Genomic DNA, 17,392 nt, shown 5'->3' with positions numbered 1-17,392 from the left:
ATCAGGCCTTCTTGGTCTCCCAGAAGATCTTGTCGATCTCGGCGATGAGGTCGAGCGCCTTCTGGCCCGTCGCCGGGTCGGAGGAGGCCTTGGCGGCGCTGAGGGCCTTGAGGGTGTCGTTGACGAGCTGGTGGAGCTGGGGGTACTTCTCGAAGTGCGGCGCCTTGAAGTAGTCGCTCCAGAGGACCGAGACGTGGTGCTTGGCCAGCTCGGCGCGCTGCTCCTTGATGACAATCGCACGCGCCCGGAAGTCCGGGTCGTCGTTGGCCTGGTACTTCTCCTGGACTGCCTTGACGGACTCGGCCTCGATGCGGGCCTGGGCCGGGTCGTAGACACCGCAGGGGAGGTCGCAGTGGGCGCTGACCTTAACCTTCGGCGCGAACAGGCGAGAGAACATGGCGGTCCTTCCTCGTGATCGTCTTTCCAGATGGGAGATTACTCCTCGGACGAGTGGTTTTCTCGGCCGCCCCGTGGGCCTAGGACCAAAGTCGGGTGTCACTCTGGGGTAGGTGGAGACACAAACCAGGAGGCGGAGGATGCGTGAGCAGGGGGCAAACTGCCCTACCAGCTGGTCGAGGTGACCGGTCCGTCGATGGTCCCTACGTTGCTGAACGGGGACTGGCTACTGATCCAGTACGTGAAAAACGCGGAGGAGGTCCGCCCGGGTGACGTGGTGGTGCTGCGACATCCGCTGCAGCAGGACCTGCTGATCGTGAAGCGGGCGGTGGAGCGGCGCGAGGGCGGGTGGTGGGTGCTGGGGGACAACGCGTTCGTGGAGAACGACAGCCGGGAGTTCGGGACGGTGCCGGACGAGCTGGTGCTGGCGCGGGGCCGGGGGCGGTTCAGGCCGGCGAAAGAGGTTCAGTGGTCGGTGGCGGGCGTGGCGGGCGTGGCGTCGTGGGTGGCGTCGTGTGTGCGGCCGCTGAGGGCGGGCCGGTCGGTTTCCAGGCGTTTACGGGCACGGTAGGCGGCGACGTTGGCGCGGGTGGCGCAGCGGTCGGAGCAGTAGCGGCGGGAGCGGTTGGTGGAGGTGTCGATGTAGGCGTTGCGGCAGGGGGCGGCCTCGCAGATGCCGAGCCGGTCCACGCCGAGGGCGGTGAGCTGGAAGGCGAGGCCCATGCAGGCCGTGGCGGCGTAGGCGGCGGTGGCGTTGGCTGCGTGGTCGGCGAGATGCATGTGCCAGGCGGGGCGGCCGTTGTCGTCGAGGTACTCGTGGCCGGAGATCTGGGGGCTTACGGGGAATTCGAGGAGCAGCGCGTTGAGCAGATCGACGGCGCGGACCTCGTCGTCCTCCGAGGCGGCCTCGAAGACGCCGCGCAGGCGGGTGCGTACGGCCCGGAGCCGGGCCACGTCGGAGTCGGTGATGCGGGCGCCGGGCTGTCCGGTGGGGCCGAAGAGTTCGCGTACGGCGTCGGCCGAGGTGAGGGAGTCGGTGCGGCGCGCCGGCTCCTCGGTGTTCACCAAACGCAGGGCATGCTCTGAGTAATAGGCCAATTCCACTTGTGATCCTTACTCCGCGCGATCTAGGCTCCGTAACGACCGATGTGCCTACGAGGGTATTACGGGTGAAGGGGCATGGGACGATGACGACAGTACGGACAGCCGATTGGCAGGCCTGGCAGGACAGCTGGGACCGTCAGCAGGAGTGGTACCTCCCGGACCGCGAGGAGCGGTTCCGGGTCATGTTCGATCTCGTCGAGGCACTTGTCGGAACCGAGCCGAGGGTGCTGGACCTGGCGTGCGGCACCGGCAGTATCTCGGACCGGCTGCTGAAGCGCTTCCCCGGCGCGGTGAGCACGGGCGTCGACCTCGATCCGGCGCTGCTCACCATCGCGCGGGGGCACTTCGAGGGGGAGCGGAGGGTGGCGTTCGTCAGCGCCGATCTGCACGACCCGCAGTGGGCGTCGAGGCTGCCGCACCGCTCGTACGACGCGGTGCTCACCGCCACCGCCCTGCACTGGCTCCAGCCGGAGCCGCTGTGCGCCCTGTACGGGCAGATCGCGGGCGTGCTGCGGGACGGCGGGGTCTTCATGAACGCGGATCACATGCCAGACGAGTCCACGCCGCGCGTCAACGCCGCGGCGCGTGAGCTGGAGCGCGCCCGCCAGGAGCGCGAGCGGGCCGCCGGAGTGCTGGACTGGGCGCAGTGGTGGGAGACCGCCAGGGCCGACCCGCTGCTGGCGGCGCCGACGGAGCGGCGGTTCGAGATTTTCGGCCTGCATGCGGACGGCGAGTCGCACTCCGTCGAGTGGCATGCGGCCGCGCTGCGGGAAGGGGGCTTCAGCGAGGCGCGGGCGGTGTGGCGGTCGGTGTCGGACGCGATCGTGCTGGGTCTGAAGTAGGCCGGCCTGCAGTAGGTCCTTAAGCAGGCGTAGAACGGGTAAGGGGCGGCGCCATATGGCGCCGCCCCTTACCCCCGCCGGGGTTCGTCGGTCAGAGGACCTTCGAGAGGAAGGCCTTGGTGCGGTCGTGCTGCGGGTTGGTGAGTACATCGCGCGGATGGCCGGTCTCCACCACGACGCCGTCGTCCATGAAGACCAGGGCGTCGCCGACCTCGCGGGCGAACCCCATCTCATGGGTGACGACGATCATCGTCATGCCGTCCTCGGCGAGGCCGCGCATGACGTCCAGGACATCGCCGACGAGTTCGGGGTCGAGGGCGGAGGTGGGCTCGTCGAAGAGCATCAGCTTGGGCTCCATCGCCAGCGCGCGGGCGATGGCGACACGCTGCTGCTGGCCGCCGGAGAGCTGGGACGGATAGCTGCCGGCCTTGTCGCCGAGGCCGACCCGGTCGAGCAGGCCTACGGCCCGCTCGCGGGCGACGGCCTTGCTCTCACCCTTGACCATGACAGGGGCCTCGATGACGTTCTCGAGCGCCGTCATGTGGGGGAAGAGGTTGAAACGCTGGAACACCATGCCGATGTCCCGGCGCTTGGCGGCGACTTCCTTGTCCTTGAGCTCGTGGAGCTTGTCGCCCTTCTGGCGGTAGCCGACGAGCTCCCCGTCGACCCACAGCCGCCCGGAGTTGATCTTCTCCAGGTGGTTGATGCAGCGCAGGAAGGTGGACTTGCCGGAGCCGGACGGCCCGATCAGGCAGAAGACCTCGCGGGGGGCGACCTCGAGGTCGATGCCCTTGAGGATGTGGGCCGGGCCGAAGGACTTGTGGACGGCCTCGGCCTTGACCATCGGCTGACTGGTCTGGGGGGTGCTCATGCGGGGTTCCCTCCCCGGTTGCTGAAGCCTGCCAGGTTGGCCCTGATCCTCTGCCATGGCGTCAGCGGCAGGCTGCGCAGCGAGCCACGCGCGTAGCGGCGCTCCAGGTAGAACTGGCCGACGCTGAAGATGCTGGTCAGTACCAGGTACCAGACCGAGGCGACGAAGTACATCTCCATGACCGCGCCTGCCGCGGAGCCGATGTTCGAGGTCGCGCGGAGCAGGTCCACGTACTGGACGGCGGAGACCAGCGACGAGGTCTTGAGCATGTTGATGAACTCGTTGCCGGTCGGCGGGATGATCACCCGCATCGCCTGCGGCAGCACCACCCGGCGCATGGTCTGGGTGCTGGTCATGCCGAGCGCGTGCGAGGCCTCGGTCTGGCCCTCGTCGACGGACTGGATGCCGGCCCGGACGATCTCAGCCATATAGGCGCCCTCGTTGAGGCCGAGCCCCAGCAGGGCGACCACGAACGGGCTCATGACGTCGACCATGTTGTTCTTGTAGATCGGCCCGAGGTTGAGGACCGGGAAGATCAGCGCCAGGTTGAACCACATCAGCAGCTGCACATATACCGGGGTGCCGCGGAAGAACCAGATGTACAGCCACGCCACGCCGCCGGTCACCGGGTTCTTCGACAGCCGCATCACCGCGAAGAGCACGCCGAGCACCAGACCGAGGGCCATGGAGACGACGCTGATCAGCACGGTGTGCCAGAGGCCGCTGAGCACCGAGGTGTCGAGGAGCTTGTCCCCGACGGTGCTCCACATCACGTTGCCCTGCGAGAAGGCGTAGCCGAGCCAGCCGAGGAGGGCGATCACCACCACGGCGCTGACCCAGCGGCCGTAGTGGCGGACGGGAATGGCCTTGATGGCCTCGTACGGAGCCGGGGCGGGGCCAGGGGCTGGGGCCGGCGCCTTGTCGAGCTTGTCAGTCACAGCGACTGCCCTTCAGAGAAGCGTGGGTCAGGAGCCGCCGTTGATTTCTGCTTTGGGGACGGCACTGTTGGTGACGTTCCACTTCTTGAGCACCTTCGTGTAGCTGCCGTCCGCGATGATGGCGTTCACGGCGTCCCTGAGGGCGTCGCGCAGCTGGGTGTTGTCCTTGCTCACGGCGATGCCGAAGGGGCCGGCGCCGGTCTGGTCGCCCGCGACCTGGAAGTCGTTGCCGCCGCCGGAGATCTTGGCGACGTAGGCGGCGACCGGGTAGTCGTTGAGGTCGGCGACCGCGCCGCCGGACTTGACACGGGTCTGGGCCTCGGTGTCGGTGTCGAAGGACTCGATGGTGAGCTTCTTGCTACCGCACGTCTTCGCCTGGTCCTTGAAGGTGGTCTCGTAGATGGTGCCACGCTGAACCGCCACCGTCTGGCCGCAGAGGTCGGAGAGGGAGTTGATGTTCTGCGGGTTGCCCTTCTTGACCAGGAGCGAGACGCCGGACTCGAAGTAGTCGACGAAGTCGACGCCGGCGCCGATCTTCTTGCCCTTGTCGTCCAGACCCTGCTGGCGCGCCTTGGTGTCACTCATTGCGGACATGACAATGTCCTGGCGACCGGTGTGCACCGAGGTGATCAGGCCGTCGAAGGTGCCGCTGACGAACTCCAACTTCACCCCGAGCTGCTTGCCGAGCGCGTCCGCGATTTCCGGGTCTATACCGATGATCTTGCTACCCGAAGTGGACTCCATGGGTGGGTACGATGCGTCGGTGCCGACCTTGATGACGCCCGAGCTCTGGTACTTCGCCGGGAGCTTCTTGAAGAGCGGGGCAGTGCTGGTCTTCTTGCCGGTGGACTTGGTCTGGTCGCCACAGCCCGTGAGCAGCAGGGCGCCGGTGACCGCGATCGCTCCTACCGCGATGAAACGGGACGGTGCGGCGGTGCGACGGATGATGCGGGCGGTCATTGCTGGGTCCTCCTGCGGGGGTGGGGAAGGGGCGGTCAGGTTGCGGCTGGTCCGGTAGCGAGCGTGTTCGATTATCGCTACCTTGCGCCCCCGCATCTTGCCATCCGGACAGGTTCTGTTAGGTGTCCGGTTGTGTCAAAATCAGATAACGGGCGATCCCCGAGCACCCACTGGGCCGGCACACCAAGGCCGGACCACGGTGGGGCCGCGCTGACAAGTTACGCGCATCGCGTGCGGTAAACCCGTTATTCGGACACTTCGCGCCGCCCGCCCCGACGTACCGGCTGCTCCGAGCGGGTGGCATACGGCGGAAGCGGAGCGGAGGCCAATTCGGCTCGTCAGTGGAATCGGTCTTCCGGTAGAACAGACCCTTACCCCTCATCCGGGGCCCAGGGCACGCGTGCGGCGTGCCGGGCGTCCGCGGCCCCAGGACCACTCAAGCGCCTGGAGGCACGGATGCCGAGCCCGACTGCCGCCCGTGCGGGCGGCGTACCCTCACTTAACACAGACGACAAAGGGGTCAAAAAGTGGCAGCGGAGATTGTCAATCCTCGCATCGAGAATGACGACGAAGGGCCTTGCGCGGCAGCAGCCGCTGGTTTCCCGGCACGGGTGGACCCGGTGTTCGCCCTGCACCGCGGCGGCAAGATGGAGATCGCCGCCACCGTGCCGGTGCGCAACGCCGAGGACCTGTCGCTCGCGTACACCCCAGGCGTCGCCCGGGTCTGCACCGCGATCGCCGAGGAGCCTGAGCTGGTCCACGAGTACACCTGGAAGTCCCAGGTCGTGGCCGTGGTCACGGACGGGACCGCGGTGCTCGGCCTGGGAGACATCGGCCCGGAGGCCTCGCTCCCGGTGATGGAGGGCAAGGCGATCCTCTTCAAGCAGTTCGGTGGCGTCGACGCGGTCCCCATCGCGCTGGCCACGACGGATGTCGATGAGATCGTCGAGACGGTGGTGCGGCTCGCGCCGTCCTTCGGCGGGGTGAATCTGGAGGACATCTCCGCGCCCCGCTGCTTCGAGATCGAGCGCAAGCTGATCGAGCGCCTGGACATCCCGGTCTTCCACGACGACCAGCACGGCACCGCGGTGGTCACCCTCGCCGCCCTGCGGAACGCCGCGCGGCTGACCGGCCAGGGGCTCGGCCAGCTCCGGGCGGTCATCTCGGGCGCCGGCGCCGCCGGGGTCGCCATCGCCAAGATCCTGGTCGAGGCGGGGATCGGCGATGTCGCGGTCACCGACCGCAAGGGCGTCGTGCACAGCGGGCGTGACGACCTGAACTCGGCCAAGCAGGAGCTGGCGTCGTATACGAACAAGACCGGACTCGTCGGTTCCCTGGAGTCCGCGCTCGACGGCGCGGACGTCTTCATCGGGGTCTCCGGCGGCACGGTGCCGGAGGAGGCGGTGGCGAAGATGGCGAAGGGTGCCTTCATCTTCGCGATGGCCAACCCGAATCCGGAGATCCACCCGGGGGTCGCGCACAAGTACGCGGCCGTGGTGGCCACCGGACGCAGCGACTTCCCGAACCAGATCAACAATGTGCTCGCCTTCCCCGGGATCTTCGCGGGCGCGCTCCAGGTCCGGGCGTCCCGGATCACCGAGGGCATGAAGATCGCGGCGGCGGAAGCGCTTGCCGCGGTCGTGGACGGCGAGCTGAGCGCTGATCACGTGATCCCGTCGCCCTTCGACCCGCGCGTCGCCCCCGCGGTCACGGCCGCGGTGGCCGCGGCGGCACGGGCGGAGGGCGTCGCCCGGCGCTGACGCCCGGGTCGCGGCCTGCGGCGTTGCGGAGCCCCTGCGTGCGGGGCGGCTGCGTGCGGGGCGCGGGCGGGTGACATACGTCGCTTCACGGGGCGGGACCTTCACCGGTCCCGCCCCGCAGGTCTAACTTCAAGGTCATGTTCGCTGCCTATGCCGCACGTATTGACCGTGACCAGCCGTTGAACGGCCTTGAGCTCGGGGAGCGTCCCGAGCCGGAGGCGCGCCCGGGCTGGACGACCGTGAATGTGAAGGCCGCATCGCTCAACCACCATGATCTTTGGTCGCTGCGCGGGGTGGGCCTGGGTGAGGAAAGTTTGCCGATGATCCTCGGCTGCGACGCGGCCGGGATCGACGAGGACGGCAATGAAGTCGTCCTGCACTCGGTGATCGGCCAGTCCGGGTACGGGGTGGGGCCGAAGGAGCCGCGGTCGATCCTGACCGAGCGCTACCAGGGCACGTTCGCCGAGAAGGTGTCGGTACCGGCGTGGAATGTGCTGCGGAAGCCGAAGGAGCTGTCGTTCGAGGAGGCCGCGTGCCTGCCGACGGCCTGGCTGACCGCGTACCGGATGCTCTTCACCAACGCGGGCGTAAGGCCCGGGGACTCGGTGCTGGTGCAAGGGGCGGGCGGCGGGGTCGCGACGGCCGCGATCGTACTGGCCAAGGCGGGCGGTCTGCGGGTGTTCGCGACCAGCCGGGACGAGGGGAAGCGGAAGCGGGCGGTCGAGCTGGGTGCGGAGGCGGCGTTCGAGGCGGGCGCGCGGCTGCCGCACCGGGTGGACGCTGTGATCGAGACGGTGGGCGCGGCGACCTGGTCGCACTCGGTCAAGTCGCTGCGCCCCGGCGGCACTCTGGTGATCTCGGGGGCGACCTCGGGGCCGAGCCCCGAGTCCGCCGAGCTGAACCGGATCTTCTTCCTGGAACTGAAGGTCGTCGGCTCGACGATGGGTACGAAGGACGAGCTGGAGGACCTGCTCAGCTTCTGCGCCGCGAGCGGTGTACGGCCGGTCGTCGACTCCGTACTGCCGCTGGACCGAGCCCGCGAGGGCCTCGAGAAGATGGAAGGCGGCGACCTGTTCGGGAAGGTCGTGCTGACCATGTGACGACCGTTCCGATCGGCTGAGAGCGTTTGCGGTCGATTTTGACCGGGAATCCTCGTTGCTCAAGTGACTAGTGCCATTGGGGAGTTGCTTTCGGCCCTGAGTCACCCGGTTGACGAGCGGATACCCGAGCATCCGGGATTGAGCGGTTCCCCTACTGGCTGCTCCACGACATCGTCCAGACCGAGCTGACCTGGGCTTCGGAAGCGCGATTCAAAGAGCGCCACTGGAGCGGTGCCTCCTCGCGGGGCGGCGACGACAGGAGACCAGAGGCATGACAGCGGGGGACCCACGGAGCCGGATACCGGCATATCCGGGTGTCGAACGGTTCGTCGACGCGCTCGACCGACTGGTGGTCCAGCCGCGGCGCAACCGTGGCAGGGTGCCCGTTGTGCTGCTGACGGAGGGGGACGGCGGGCACGCCGGGCGGCAGATCGTCGCGGGCCTGCGTTCGAGGCTGCGCGGGCGCAGCGAGGTGCTGGCCCCGCACGCCTATGTGCCGGAGATACCGGACGGGGCGCCGCCGTTGGAGCTGTTCGAGCAGATCGCGACGCAGTTGGCGCAGACGATGCCGCCCGGCACCGGACAGTTGCGGCTGCCCGGGTACCGGTTGCTGCACTCGGTGGCCACCGTGGCGGCGATCGGCGGCACGTTCGAGCACCGCCACCGGGAGCTGCGCGACCACTGCTACACCGACCACCGCGGCTGGTCACGGGTGGACGAGCTGCTGTGGTGGGTGGGCGGCCATGACCAGGCAGGCGCCGGCGGCACGTTCGAGCTGCTGTGGCACTTCCTGGCCGGGCCGCTGTTCCAGAAGGTGCCCCGCTGGCGGTTCGGGGTGCGGGCCAGCCGGCGGATGCTCGGCGGGCGGCGCAATCCGCGGTGGTACGCGGAGTGGATCCGACAGCAGCACGGCACTCCGCCCACCGACTTCTTCCGTTCCGCGCTGGACCTTGCCCCGGGCGGGGAGGCCAGAGATCCCGAGCAGCTGGACCGGGTACTGATGCACGCGCTCCTCGCCGACCTCGACGGAGCGGTCCGGGCGCGGCTCTTCCGCCCCTGGCGGCGGCGCCGGATCACCCGTTTCGTACTGCTCTTCGAGGAAGCCGGGCCCTGGGACTCGCGTACGCAGCGGTTCCTGCGCGAGCTGCGCTCCGCCATCGAGGACCTGGACTGCAGCTCGGTACTGGCGGTCTCGGCCGGGGCGCGTTCACTGGCCAACCGGGTCCCGGACTTCGAGGCGTCGGACCTCACCCATGCCGGGGACCGGCTGGCGCTGGTGGAGCAGTGGGCCGCGCGGGTGCCGGCCGGGGAGCCGAACGGCATCGTGGTGCCGGTCCGGGAGGGCCCGGCCGACAATGAGCGGGCCGCGTACTGGCTGGGCCTGCACCCCATGCTGGTGGTGCCGTCACGGCGCCTCGGCCCCGGGACGGAGACCGTGGCAGCCTGCACGGCGCTGGTGGTCGCGCTCGCAGCGACGATCGTGGTGCTGACGGGGAACAGCCCCACCGCCGACTCCTGCGCGGGCGGGACCTTCCTGGGCCAGGGCGGACACTGCGTCGGGGTCACCGAGGGGAAGGCCCGGTTCGCCAAAGGCCCGAACGAAAAACAGGTCGGTGCGGTGCTGGACCAGATCGACCAGCAGAACAACGTGGTCTACGCGGCGATGAAGAACCTCGCCCCCGGCCGGCCGCACTACCGCACCGTGGTCTACCTCGGCCCCTTGACCGGTGGCAACGGCGACGAGGACCCGGTGCGCGGCGGCACACTCCCGGAGCTGCGCGGCATCGCCCTCGCCCAGCAGAGCATCAACGACCTGGCGCTGAACGGCGGCGAACGGGTGCCGCTGCGCATCCTGGTGGCCAACGCCGGGGATCTCTTCGCCGACGCGCCGAAGGTCGCCGACAGCATCGTCAAGCTGGCCGGGCGCGACCGGTCGATCGTCGGCGTGGTCGGCTTCGGCCAGAGCCGCCTCGCCACGTACCAAGCGATGCGGACGCTGGACGCGGCGGGCATCCCCATGGTGGGAACCTCCGGCACGGCGGACCAACTGCTCCAGCAGGGGCCGCACTACTACCAGACGGCGCCGACCGACGAACGGGCGGCAAAGATCATGGCGGCGTTCGTCGAGCACGCGGCGATGGTGCGGCAGGCGGACGGCCATGACAAGCAGGCCACACGGGTCGAGCTGTTCGCCGACCCCACAGACCCCTACAGCAACAGCCTGGCCACCTCCTTCCGTACGGAGTACCCGGCGGCCCGCACCGATGTGCTGCTGCTCTCCGGCTCCGGCACCGCCGATGTGCCCGGCGCCCTGGCCGGGACGCGGTACGACACGCTCGCGGGCGTCGCCCAGCAGGTGTGCGACGCGACGGCCGGGAGCAAGCAGCCGGTCGCGCTGGTGTGGGCCGGCCGGGCGAGCCAGTTCATGACCTTTCTCGACGAGTACCGGATGCGCTCCGACGCCTGTCCACGGCTCAGCGTGCTCGGCGGGGACGACATCACCAACGCCCTGCTGCTGGGGAGCCCTTGGAGCGCGTTCTCGGCGCTGACTCTCTATCACGTCTCCCTCGGACAGGCTCCCGTGCTGAACGGGGCGGACGCCGAGGCCCGGACCTATCTGACCGCGTACGACGCCAGGTACGGCAGTGACACCAGCGCGTTCGGCAGGGCCATGCGTCAGGACGGACATCCCGCCCTGGCCTGGGACGCGCTGCGCTATCTGTCCAAGGCGCTGGACGAGGCCTGGTCCAGCACCGGGAAGGTGGACGACCGGCTGGACCGGACTCTTGTCCAGGCCGTCCTGTACCAGGGGCTCGGGGGCGGCGGCTTCAACGGCGCGACCGGCCATATCGACTCCCACGGCGCAAACGGCGGCGGACGGATGACCACGGACAAGCTGGTGTCCGTGCTGCGAGCGGTACCGGACGGCGCACCGCAGACCGTGCTGCTGTGTGGCGCGGTGACGGCGGCGGACGTACGGCAGACCTGGGGCAAGGACTACCCCTGCCAGCCTGCGGCAGCGCACTGAGCGGGTCCGAGGGGTCCGCGGCGTGGGGCGGGGGCGGGGAGGGGGCGGGGAGCTACTGGGGAAGGTCCTGCTGACCGTCTGACGGCTGCGGGTGCTGGCGCCGGGATACGAATGTGAGGACGCCGCCCGTGATGGCGCACGCGACGCCGACGGGCACCACGGGCCAGGACGCGCTCGTGGCGTAGCCGTATTCGATCCGGGAGACGGTCAGGATCACGGTAAAGCCGCCGTAGAGGAGCTGGCCGATCCCGTACAGCCAGGGGCGGACGACCTTGGGGGCGAGCCAGGGCGACACCCAACCGCCAGTGAGGGCGGCGACGCCCGAGCTGAGGGTCAGCAGCGCGAGAAGCCACAGCGCGACGGTGATAGCGGTGTGCACGCGCTGATCATGGCACCGGTGCTGCCGGGTCGGTAGGGGCCTTGGCGCGTTCCTGGTGGGCGGCTCAGGCTCGGCCCTCCGGCCGCCGCAGCACCGCGCCGATGTGCGCCGCCGCCGTCGAAAGATGGCGGCGGGCCTCGCGGAGCTGCTGGGCGTCGACACCGCGATCGCGGGCGGCATCGCGGATGTCGTCGCGGAAACGGTCCAGCAGACGTTCGAGATCGCGGGCGGGGTCGCCGGACTCGGGGGTGTCCTTGGCCCAGTCCGGGTCGGCGCCTGTGCTTGTGCCGGTCTTGGCGCCCGCGTCGGCGGGGTCGGGGCCAGGGTCGGGGTCGGGGCCGGTGTAGGGGGACCACGGGCTCTTACGGCCGTCGAACTGCTGGCCGAACTGGCCGAGCTCGCGGGTGAGTTGGGAGAGGCCTTCGCGGAGGCCGCCCTGCCAGTCACCGCGCCGGACGTGCTCCTGGACCTCGTCCTGGACTCTGCGGGCGATGCGCTGCACCTCGTCGCGGGTCGCGTCCGCCGCGTCGCGGGCCTCCTTGGCCTGACGGCGGGCGTTGCGGGCATCCTCCTTGGCGCGGCGGGCCTGCTCCTTCCACTCCTGCTTGTCGGGAGCGGCGGCGGTACGGGCCTGCTGGGCGGCGGCCCGCATTTCGCGGCGCAGATCGCCGGCCGCGCCCCGGACGTCCTCGCGGATCTCGGCGGCGAGGGTGGAGACGGATTCGCGGATCTCGTTCTCCAGGTCGGCGATCTCGTCGGTGCGGGCGGTGAGTTCGGCGCGCCCGGCGTCGGTGATGGAGTACACCTTGCGACCGCCCTCGGTGGAGTGGGTGACCAGGCCCTCCTGCTCCAACTTGGCGAGCCTCGGGTAGACGGTGCCGGCCGAGGGGGCGTAGAGGCCCTGGAAGCGCTCCTCCAGGAGACGGATCACCTCGTAGCCGTGGCGCGGCGCCTCGTCCAGGAGCTTGAGGAGGTACAGCCGCAGCCGGCCGTGGGCGAAGACGGGGGCCACGTCAGATGCCCTTCCTGAACGGGGCGGCCGGGGTGTCGGCCGCTTCGTCGGCGGCCTCCTCCATCGGCGGCCTGCGTAGCAGGGCGATCGCGCCCGAGACGGTGGTGGCCTTCAGTCGGGCGCCGCCGGCGCCGATCCGGCCGGTGATCCTCTTGGCGCCCCACTGGCCGGTGACCCGCAGCTCGTCGAAGGCGCAGGAGACCGCGCCGCTGGTGGTGTTGGCGTCGACCACGGCGTCGCCGGGATCCGGGATACGTATGGCGATCTCGCCGGAGACGGTGGTCAGCCGAACATCGGCACCGGCCGACGGATCGAGGTCCAGCACCATGTTGCCGCTCACCGAGTCGGCGCCGACTCGGGCGCCGCTGCCATCCACGACGGTGAGATCGCCGGAGACGGTGTTGACCTTCAGGGTGCCGGAGACGGCTTGCGCCTCGACGCTCCCGGCGACGGTCTCGGCGGTGACGTCGCCGGAGAGCCCGACCAGTGTCGTGTCGCCGTTGACCCCGCGCACCGCCGTACGTTCCGCGATGCCGGAGATCACCGCGTTCGCCCCGACCACCCCGACCGAGACCCTGGTGCGCTGCGGTACGGCGAGCGAGACCACGGCGTGTCGCTTCCACCCCTTGCGGTCCAGCCACTTGAGCAGGCCCTTCCAGGGGAGGTCCTCATAGCTGACGGTCAGGGTGCCGCCCTTGTGGGAGACGATCAGCGGCGGGCCGTCCAGCTCGCTGACCTCCAGCCGGGCCGGTCCCTCGTCGGTGCCGACGATGTTCACGGCGCCATTGACGATGCGCACATGGAGCGTGTCGACGCCACCGTCGAAGACGAGCTTCCGTGGCTCTGACACGGTCCATTCGGACATGCCGCTCATGCCGTGCCTCCTGCGGGTACGGGTATGCCGGGAACGCAACATATCGCGTCTCTCGATAGACACGATATATCGCGTACTGTGGAAGTCAAGCGCCCCGGCGCCGGGCCGTGTGCCGCGGGCGGTGGGCCCGCGGCGCTTTTCCCTCCCCGCCCCTTCCCGGCCGCGTCCGATATGCGGCTGGCGCCGTGTGGGGGCCAGCCCCCGGACCCCCAGTCCTCAAGCGCCGGACGGGCTGGACAAGCCCCTAGTCCTAGTCCTAGCCCTAGTCCTCGTCCTCGTCGTCGTCGAGCCGTGCGAGCCACGTCGCGAGACGCTCCACCGGGATCTCGAACTCCGGGTTGAGGTCGACGAACTCCCGCAGCCTGGAGGCGAGCCACTCGATGGTGACCTCCTCCTCGCCGCGCCGGTTCTCCAGCTCCTCGATGCCGCGGTCGGTGAAGTACAAGGGGTGCTCCGGAATCGCGTGGAAGGGACGTATAGCCCGGTCAGGATAGGCGGACCGGAAGAACTGCGGCGAAGGGGCCCGTCGCCGCTTGGATCGTCGGCCGCCGGGGTAAGGCAGTATCCAGCAAGGGGGGAGCGGGAGGCTGTCATGGGGGAGCGTGCGGAGCGCGCACAGCGCATCGAACTGCCGGACGGTACGGAGGTGTGGGCCCGGCTGGCGGAGTTGCACCCGTCGGGCCCCGAAGGGGAGGACGGACACGAGGACGAGTACGGGGGATACGGCGGATACGAGGACGTCGGCGCCCTCGACCGGGTGGTCGCGAAGGTGGAGGACCTGCGGGAGCTGGTCACCGGAGTCGCCGCGTCACTGCGGGACGCGGTCGCCACGGCCGCGCCGCACGAGGTGAGCGTCGTGTTCGGGGTCGAACTCGCGGTCAAGGCCGGCCGGATCGTGAGCGTACTGGCCGACGGCGAGGCCAGGTCGTCCATCGCCATCACCCTGACCTGGCACAACCCGCCAGCGGAGCCCCATGGTTAGCCAGGATGAGCAGCGCCTGCGCGAGCTCGCCCGGAGAGCCAGCGTCGCCATTGAGGGCGATCTCCACGGGGAACGCGCCGAGTTCTGGGGCAGCGGGCTGCTGGTGGCGCCCGAGTGGGTGCTCACCTGCGCCCATGTGCTGGTGCGCAGGGACAGCACGGGGCGCCGGCGGTGGGCGGGGGACCGGGAGCTGGGCATCAGGGTCGGCGGTCGGCTCGTGCGCGGCCGGGCGGTCTACGCGCTGCCCGGCCCGGACGCGCCGGCCCGCTGGGAGCAGGACGACGAGGCCGAGTACAGCAGGACCGTGCCCGACCTGGCACTGATCCGGCTGCTGGATCCGGTGCGTCAGGGGTGCGTGTGGCTCAGCGACCGGACCGTGCCTCCGGTCAGCAGCCAGGTCACCATGGTCGGCTGGCTCGGACAGGACCCCTGGGACGGCACCTGCCACGTCCCCGGTAACGACCGGATAGACGTTTTCCGGCTGGGCCCGGACTCCGAGATCCCGCCCGGGGTCTCCGGCAGCCTGGTGGTCGACCTCGCCCACGGCCGGGTGGTCGGCGTCGTCAAGGCCCGTCGCAAGGCCCGCGACGGAGGCAAGGCCGTCCTTCTCACCGCGCTGCGCGCGCTGGCCGGCTCGCCGCCGCTGGTGCCCGCGCTGGCCTTCGACGGCAACGACCCGTACCAGGAGCTCGTCCGCGCCCACGACCGCTGGCACTACCAGCAGCACCGGACCGGCGCCGACCGCACCTGGATCGACATCCAGGGCGCGCTCCCCGATGTGATCGGCCAGTGGACCCCCTACGAGAGGGTCCAGGCGCTCGGTCTGCTCGCCGAGCTGCCTCCGCCGGCCGGCCCCGGCGTCGTACAGCGGCTGGTCGAGCAGGTCCTCGGGCCTGGCACGGTGCGTGAGCCGTTGCCGCGCGCCTGGCGGGACGGGCACGGGCTGCTGTACGAACCGGAGGACGGCCGTGAGCGGTACGCGTTCCTGTCGTACCTCGTACGGGTGGCGGCCGAGGTGCGCCGGCAGGACCCGGCGCGGGCGGAGCAGCTGCGGGACTGGGCACTGGACCACAGCCTGGAGCTGCCCACTTCCGACCGGGCGGGGCTGCGGGAGCTGGCGGAGTCGCCGGCCGCCCAGGCCACCGTGGTGGTCGCGTTCGCGCCGGTGGTGTGGGCGGACGGGCGCCCCGAGCGTTTCCGCTGGGAGATCCAGCTGGTGCGCGGGGCCGACGACCGGGAAGTGGCCAGGGTCTGCGACGAGGAGGCCGACCGGGAGGGCATCACCTTCGAGGATGCCGTCGAGCAGATCCAGGAGCCGCTGGTGCTCGCCCTGGACCGGGCCGACGGGGCCGGACTGCCCGCCCCCGTCGAGATCGCCGTCCCGGTGGAGCGGTTCGACACCGTGGCCCACGGGTGGACCCCGGGACCGCCCGCGGCGGCGGGCGGGCGGGCCCGTCGGGCGGTGCGGGCCATGGGCGCGCGGCGCCCCGTCGTCGTACGCGATGTCGAGCGCGGCGGCCGGATGCCGCCGGCCGAATGGCGGTATCGCTGGGAGGAGATGAGACGCCACGCCGAGCTGCGACCGCTGCCGCTGTCCGTCCTGGACGAGAGCCCGGGGTACGAGAAGTTGCGCAGCGCGCCCTGGGAGTCGGTGCCGGTGCTGTGCGGCCCGGTCGGCGACGGCAGGGGCCTGGACATCATGCTGGATGTGCTCGAGGCCGGGCACGGCCTCGCGCTGTGGCGCACCACCGCGCACCCGGACGGCGCCTGCGACGGGAGCTGCCTGGAATTCCAGCACCAGGCGGACCTGCTGCTGGCCCGGGTGGAGGGCGCGGGCGCCCTCCCGGAGTCCGTCCGTGCGCTGCGGGCCGGCGGGGACTGCAGCTGGGCCGAGGGCATCATGCTTCTCTACGATGACGCCCTTCTTCTGTTGCCGGAGTTCGCCCGGCCGTCCTATGAGGCGTCATAGGCTGCCGTACGCAATGCAGTCCGGAAAGCGCCGCCCGGGCTTTTGAGTCCTTAACGTCTGGGTACGGTGATAGGTGATAAGGGGTCAGCCTCCTACATGCCCGGCCGCAACACCGCAGCCCCCGACCGTCCGGTGATGAGGAGCGCGACGTGAACGAATGGCTGATCTACCGTGGCACCGGCCAGCCGCACGACGGCATCGAGCGGCTGCCCGCGCCGCCGCCCTGGCGGGACTTCGACGGTGGCCCGCTGGTCAGCCCGCCGGCGCCCATCGACACGTCCACCACCCGGCGGCTCGGCCTCAACCGCGACCTCGCGGAGCAGTACCGGCCGGGCCACACCGAGCTGGAACTCATCAACGCCGCCCTGTATCTGCGCCGCCCGCTGCTGGTCACCGGCGAGCCGGGCAGCGGCAAGAGCACCCTCGCGCACGCGGTCGCCCGTGAGCTGGGGCTCGGCAGGGTGCTGCACTGGCCCATCGTCAGCCGCACGGTGCTGAGGGAAGGCCTCTACCAGTACGACGCCCTGGCCCGGCTCCAGGACCTGCAGATCTCCCGTAACTCCGATGAGCGGGAGCTGTCGGGGGCGGAGGAGCAACCCGACGCGATCGGGCGCTACATACGGCTCGGCCCGCTCGGCACCGCCCTGCTGCCCGCCGCCAGGCCCCGTGTTCTGCTCGTCGACGAACTCGACAAGAGCGACATCGACCTGCCGAACGACCTGCTCAACGCTCTGGAGGAGGGCGAGTTCCGGATTCCGGAGCTGGAGCGGATGGCGGAGCGCCGCCCGGAGATCCTGATCCGCGACGACTACGGAGAGCAGGTCACGGTGAACGGCGGCCGGGTGCGCTGCAGGGAGTTCCCCTTCGTGGTGCTCACCAGCAACGGCGAACGGGATTTCCCCGCACCCCTGTTGCGCCGCTGCATCCACCTGCGCCTGGACACGCCCGACGCGGACCGGCTGGCTGCCATGGTTCGAGCCCACTTCGGCGACGACGCGGCGACCGCCAACGCGGGGATCATCGAACAGTTCCTGGACCGCAGGCCCGGCGAGCAGCGCTCCGCCGACCAGCTGCTCAACGCCATCTACCTCACCCAGCACGCCCGGGACGAGGAGCCCGGCACCAGGGACCGCCTCGCGGAAGAGCTCATGCAGCCGCTGAACCGGGGCAGGTGACC

17 protein-coding genes are annotated in these 17,392 nt (G+C 70.2%); 8 read left to right on the top strand and 9 right to left on the bottom strand.

The window, feature by feature from the left end:
- Position 1: 1 nt before the first annotated feature.
- Complete coding sequence (gene sodN, locus FCI23_RS16095; RefSeq protein ID WP_136724585.1) at positions 2-397, bottom strand: superoxide dismutase, Ni; 396 nt, start codon at positions 395-397, stop codon at positions 2-4.
- Positions 398-556: 159 nt separating this feature from the next.
- Between sodN and sodX the strand changes: the two genes are divergently transcribed.
- Positions 557-967, top strand: a complete 411-nt coding sequence (sodX, locus tag FCI23_RS16090) for a nickel-type superoxide dismutase maturation protease (RefSeq protein ID WP_246143749.1) — start codon at positions 557-559, stop codon at positions 965-967.
- On the opposite strand, the gene FCI23_RS16085 is transcribed toward sodX, so the two are convergent.
- Entirely contained in the window at positions 862-1,500 is a 639-nt protein-coding gene (locus FCI23_RS16085; protein ID WP_136724583.1) for a CGNR zinc finger domain-containing protein, read from the bottom strand. The two genes, sodX and FCI23_RS16085, sit on opposite strands and share 106 nt — an antisense overlap.
- 83 nt (positions 1,501-1,583) lie before the next feature.
- Here FCI23_RS16085 and FCI23_RS16080 point away from each other — a divergent pair, with 83 nt between their 5' ends.
- Complete coding sequence (locus tag FCI23_RS16080) at positions 1,584-2,342, top strand: class I SAM-dependent methyltransferase (protein ID WP_136724582.1); 759 nt, start codon at positions 1,584-1,586, stop codon at positions 2,340-2,342.
- 91 nt (positions 2,343-2,433) lie between these two features.
- Here the strand turns inward: FCI23_RS16080 and FCI23_RS16075 are convergent, their stop codons facing one another.
- Genes FCI23_RS16075 through FCI23_RS16065 form a run of 3 tightly spaced genes read right to left on the bottom strand, consistent with a single transcriptional unit; the run spans position 2,434 to position 5,111 of the window.
- Positions 2,434-3,213 (bottom strand): amino acid ABC transporter ATP-binding protein, encoded by a 780-nt coding sequence (locus tag FCI23_RS16075; RefSeq protein ID WP_277037749.1) that lies wholly within the window; start codon positions 3,211-3,213, stop codon positions 2,434-2,436.
- The gene (locus FCI23_RS16070; protein WP_136724581.1) at positions 3,210-4,151 is read right to left on the bottom strand and encodes an amino acid ABC transporter permease; all 942 of its coding nucleotides are present in this window, start codon (positions 4,149-4,151) and stop codon (positions 3,210-3,212) included. The genes FCI23_RS16075 and FCI23_RS16070 overlap by 4 nt, the downstream gene beginning before the upstream one ends.
- A gap of 27 nt (positions 4,152-4,178) precedes the next feature.
- Complete coding sequence (locus tag FCI23_RS16065; protein WP_136724580.1) at positions 4,179-5,111, bottom strand: ABC transporter substrate-binding protein; 933 nt, start codon at positions 5,109-5,111, stop codon at positions 4,179-4,181.
- A 527-nt stretch (positions 5,112-5,638) separates the two neighbouring features.
- On the opposite strand from FCI23_RS16065, the gene FCI23_RS16060 reads away from it, so the two are divergent.
- The 3 genes from FCI23_RS16060 (at position 5,639) to FCI23_RS16050 (ending at position 10,999) form a co-directional block, all read left to right on the top strand.
- Positions 5,639-6,871 carry an NAD(P)-dependent malic enzyme gene (locus FCI23_RS16060; RefSeq protein ID WP_407645968.1) on the top strand — a complete coding sequence of 411 codons (1,233 nt, stop codon included), beginning with the start codon at positions 5,639-5,641 and terminating at the stop codon, positions 6,869-6,871.
- Positions 6,872-7,008: 137 nt separating this feature from the next.
- Positions 7,009-7,971, top strand: a complete 963-nt coding sequence (locus tag FCI23_RS16055; protein ID WP_136724579.1) for a zinc-binding dehydrogenase — start codon at positions 7,009-7,011, stop codon at positions 7,969-7,971.
- Between the two features lie 271 nt (positions 7,972-8,242).
- Positions 8,243-10,999, top strand: coding sequence for a type 1 periplasmic-binding domain-containing protein (locus tag FCI23_RS16050; protein WP_246143740.1), 2,757 nt, complete (start codon positions 8,243-8,245; stop codon positions 10,997-10,999).
- Positions 11,000-11,051: 52 nt separating this feature from the next.
- Here FCI23_RS16050 and FCI23_RS56390 read toward each other — a convergent pair whose 3' ends face one another.
- From FCI23_RS56390 to FCI23_RS16035, 4 genes are all read right to left on the bottom strand, one after another.
- Positions 11,052-11,378 (bottom strand): hypothetical protein, encoded by a 327-nt coding sequence (locus FCI23_RS56390; protein WP_169316811.1) that lies wholly within the window; start codon positions 11,376-11,378, stop codon positions 11,052-11,054.
- Positions 11,379-11,442: 64 nt separating this feature from the next.
- A complete protein-coding gene (locus tag FCI23_RS16045; RefSeq protein ID WP_136724578.1) occupies positions 11,443-12,390 on the bottom strand; it encodes a PadR family transcriptional regulator in 948 nt (315 codons plus the stop codon).
- Position 12,391: 1 nt separating this feature from the next.
- Positions 12,392-13,255, bottom strand: a complete 864-nt coding sequence (locus FCI23_RS16040; RefSeq protein ID WP_211265351.1) for a DUF4097 family beta strand repeat-containing protein — start codon at positions 13,253-13,255, stop codon at positions 12,392-12,394.
- A gap of 271 nt (positions 13,256-13,526) precedes the next feature.
- Complete coding sequence (locus tag FCI23_RS16035; RefSeq protein WP_136724576.1) at positions 13,527-13,709, bottom strand: DUF6104 family protein; 183 nt, start codon at positions 13,707-13,709, stop codon at positions 13,527-13,529.
- A 147-nt stretch (positions 13,710-13,856) separates the two neighbouring features.
- Here FCI23_RS16035 and FCI23_RS16030 point away from each other — a divergent pair, with 147 nt between their 5' ends.
- The 3 genes from FCI23_RS16030 to FCI23_RS16020 all read left to right on the top strand — a co-directional run bounded on the left by FCI23_RS16030 (position 13,857) and on the right by FCI23_RS16020 (position 17,390).
- Entirely contained in the window at positions 13,857-14,246 is a 390-nt protein-coding gene (locus tag FCI23_RS16030) for a CU044_2847 family protein (RefSeq protein ID WP_136724575.1), read from the top strand.
- Complete coding sequence (locus tag FCI23_RS16025; RefSeq protein ID WP_136724574.1) at positions 14,239-16,215, top strand: trypsin-like peptidase domain-containing protein; 1,977 nt, start codon at positions 14,239-14,241, stop codon at positions 16,213-16,215. Before FCI23_RS16030 ends, FCI23_RS16025 begins: the two co-directional genes overlap by 8 nt.
- Positions 16,216-16,364: 149 nt before the next feature.
- On the top strand, positions 16,365-17,390 hold the full coding sequence (locus FCI23_RS16020; RefSeq protein WP_136724573.1) for an AAA family ATPase: 1,026 nt from the start codon (positions 16,365-16,367) through the stop codon (positions 17,388-17,390).
- The last annotated feature ends 2 nt before the right edge of the window (positions 17,391-17,392 follow it).

The sequence above is a fragment of the Actinacidiphila oryziradicis genome, assembly GCF_005047355.1.
GTDB lineage: Bacteria > Actinomycetota > Actinomycetes > Streptomycetales > Streptomycetaceae > Actinacidiphila > Actinacidiphila oryziradicis.
This window is presented reverse-complemented; position numbering and strand designations above follow the sequence as displayed.

Bases quoted from the DNA above. Each gene is read 5' to 3' on its own strand.
- FCI23_RS16030 (WP_136724575.1), top strand. From the start codon at position 13,857: ATGGGGGAGCGTGCGGAGCGCGCACAGCGCATCGAACTGCCGGACGGT.
- sodN (WP_136724585.1), bottom strand. From the start codon at position 397: ATGTTCTCTCGCCTGTTCGCGCCGAAGGTTAAGGTCAGCGCCCACTGC.
- FCI23_RS16080 (WP_136724582.1), top strand. From the start codon at position 1,584: ATGACGACAGTACGGACAGCCGATTGGCAGGCCTGGCAGGACAGCTGG.
- FCI23_RS16065 (WP_136724580.1), bottom strand. From the start codon at position 5,111: ATGACCGCCCGCATCATCCGTCGCACCGCCGCACCGTCCCGTTTCATC.
- FCI23_RS16055 (WP_136724579.1), top strand. From the start codon at position 7,009: ATGTTCGCTGCCTATGCCGCACGTATTGACCGTGACCAGCCGTTGAAC.
- FCI23_RS16075 (WP_277037749.1), bottom strand. From the start codon at position 3,213: ATGAGCACCCCCCAGACCAGTCAGCCGATGGTCAAGGCCGAGGCCGTC.
- FCI23_RS16050 (WP_246143740.1), top strand. From the start codon at position 8,243: ATGACAGCGGGGGACCCACGGAGCCGGATACCGGCATATCCGGGTGTC.
- FCI23_RS16040 (WP_211265351.1), bottom strand. From the start codon at position 13,255: ATGTCCGAATGGACCGTGTCAGAGCCACGGAAGCTCGTCTTCGACGGT.
- FCI23_RS16025 (WP_136724574.1), top strand. From the start codon at position 14,239: ATGGTTAGCCAGGATGAGCAGCGCCTGCGCGAGCTCGCCCGGAGAGCC.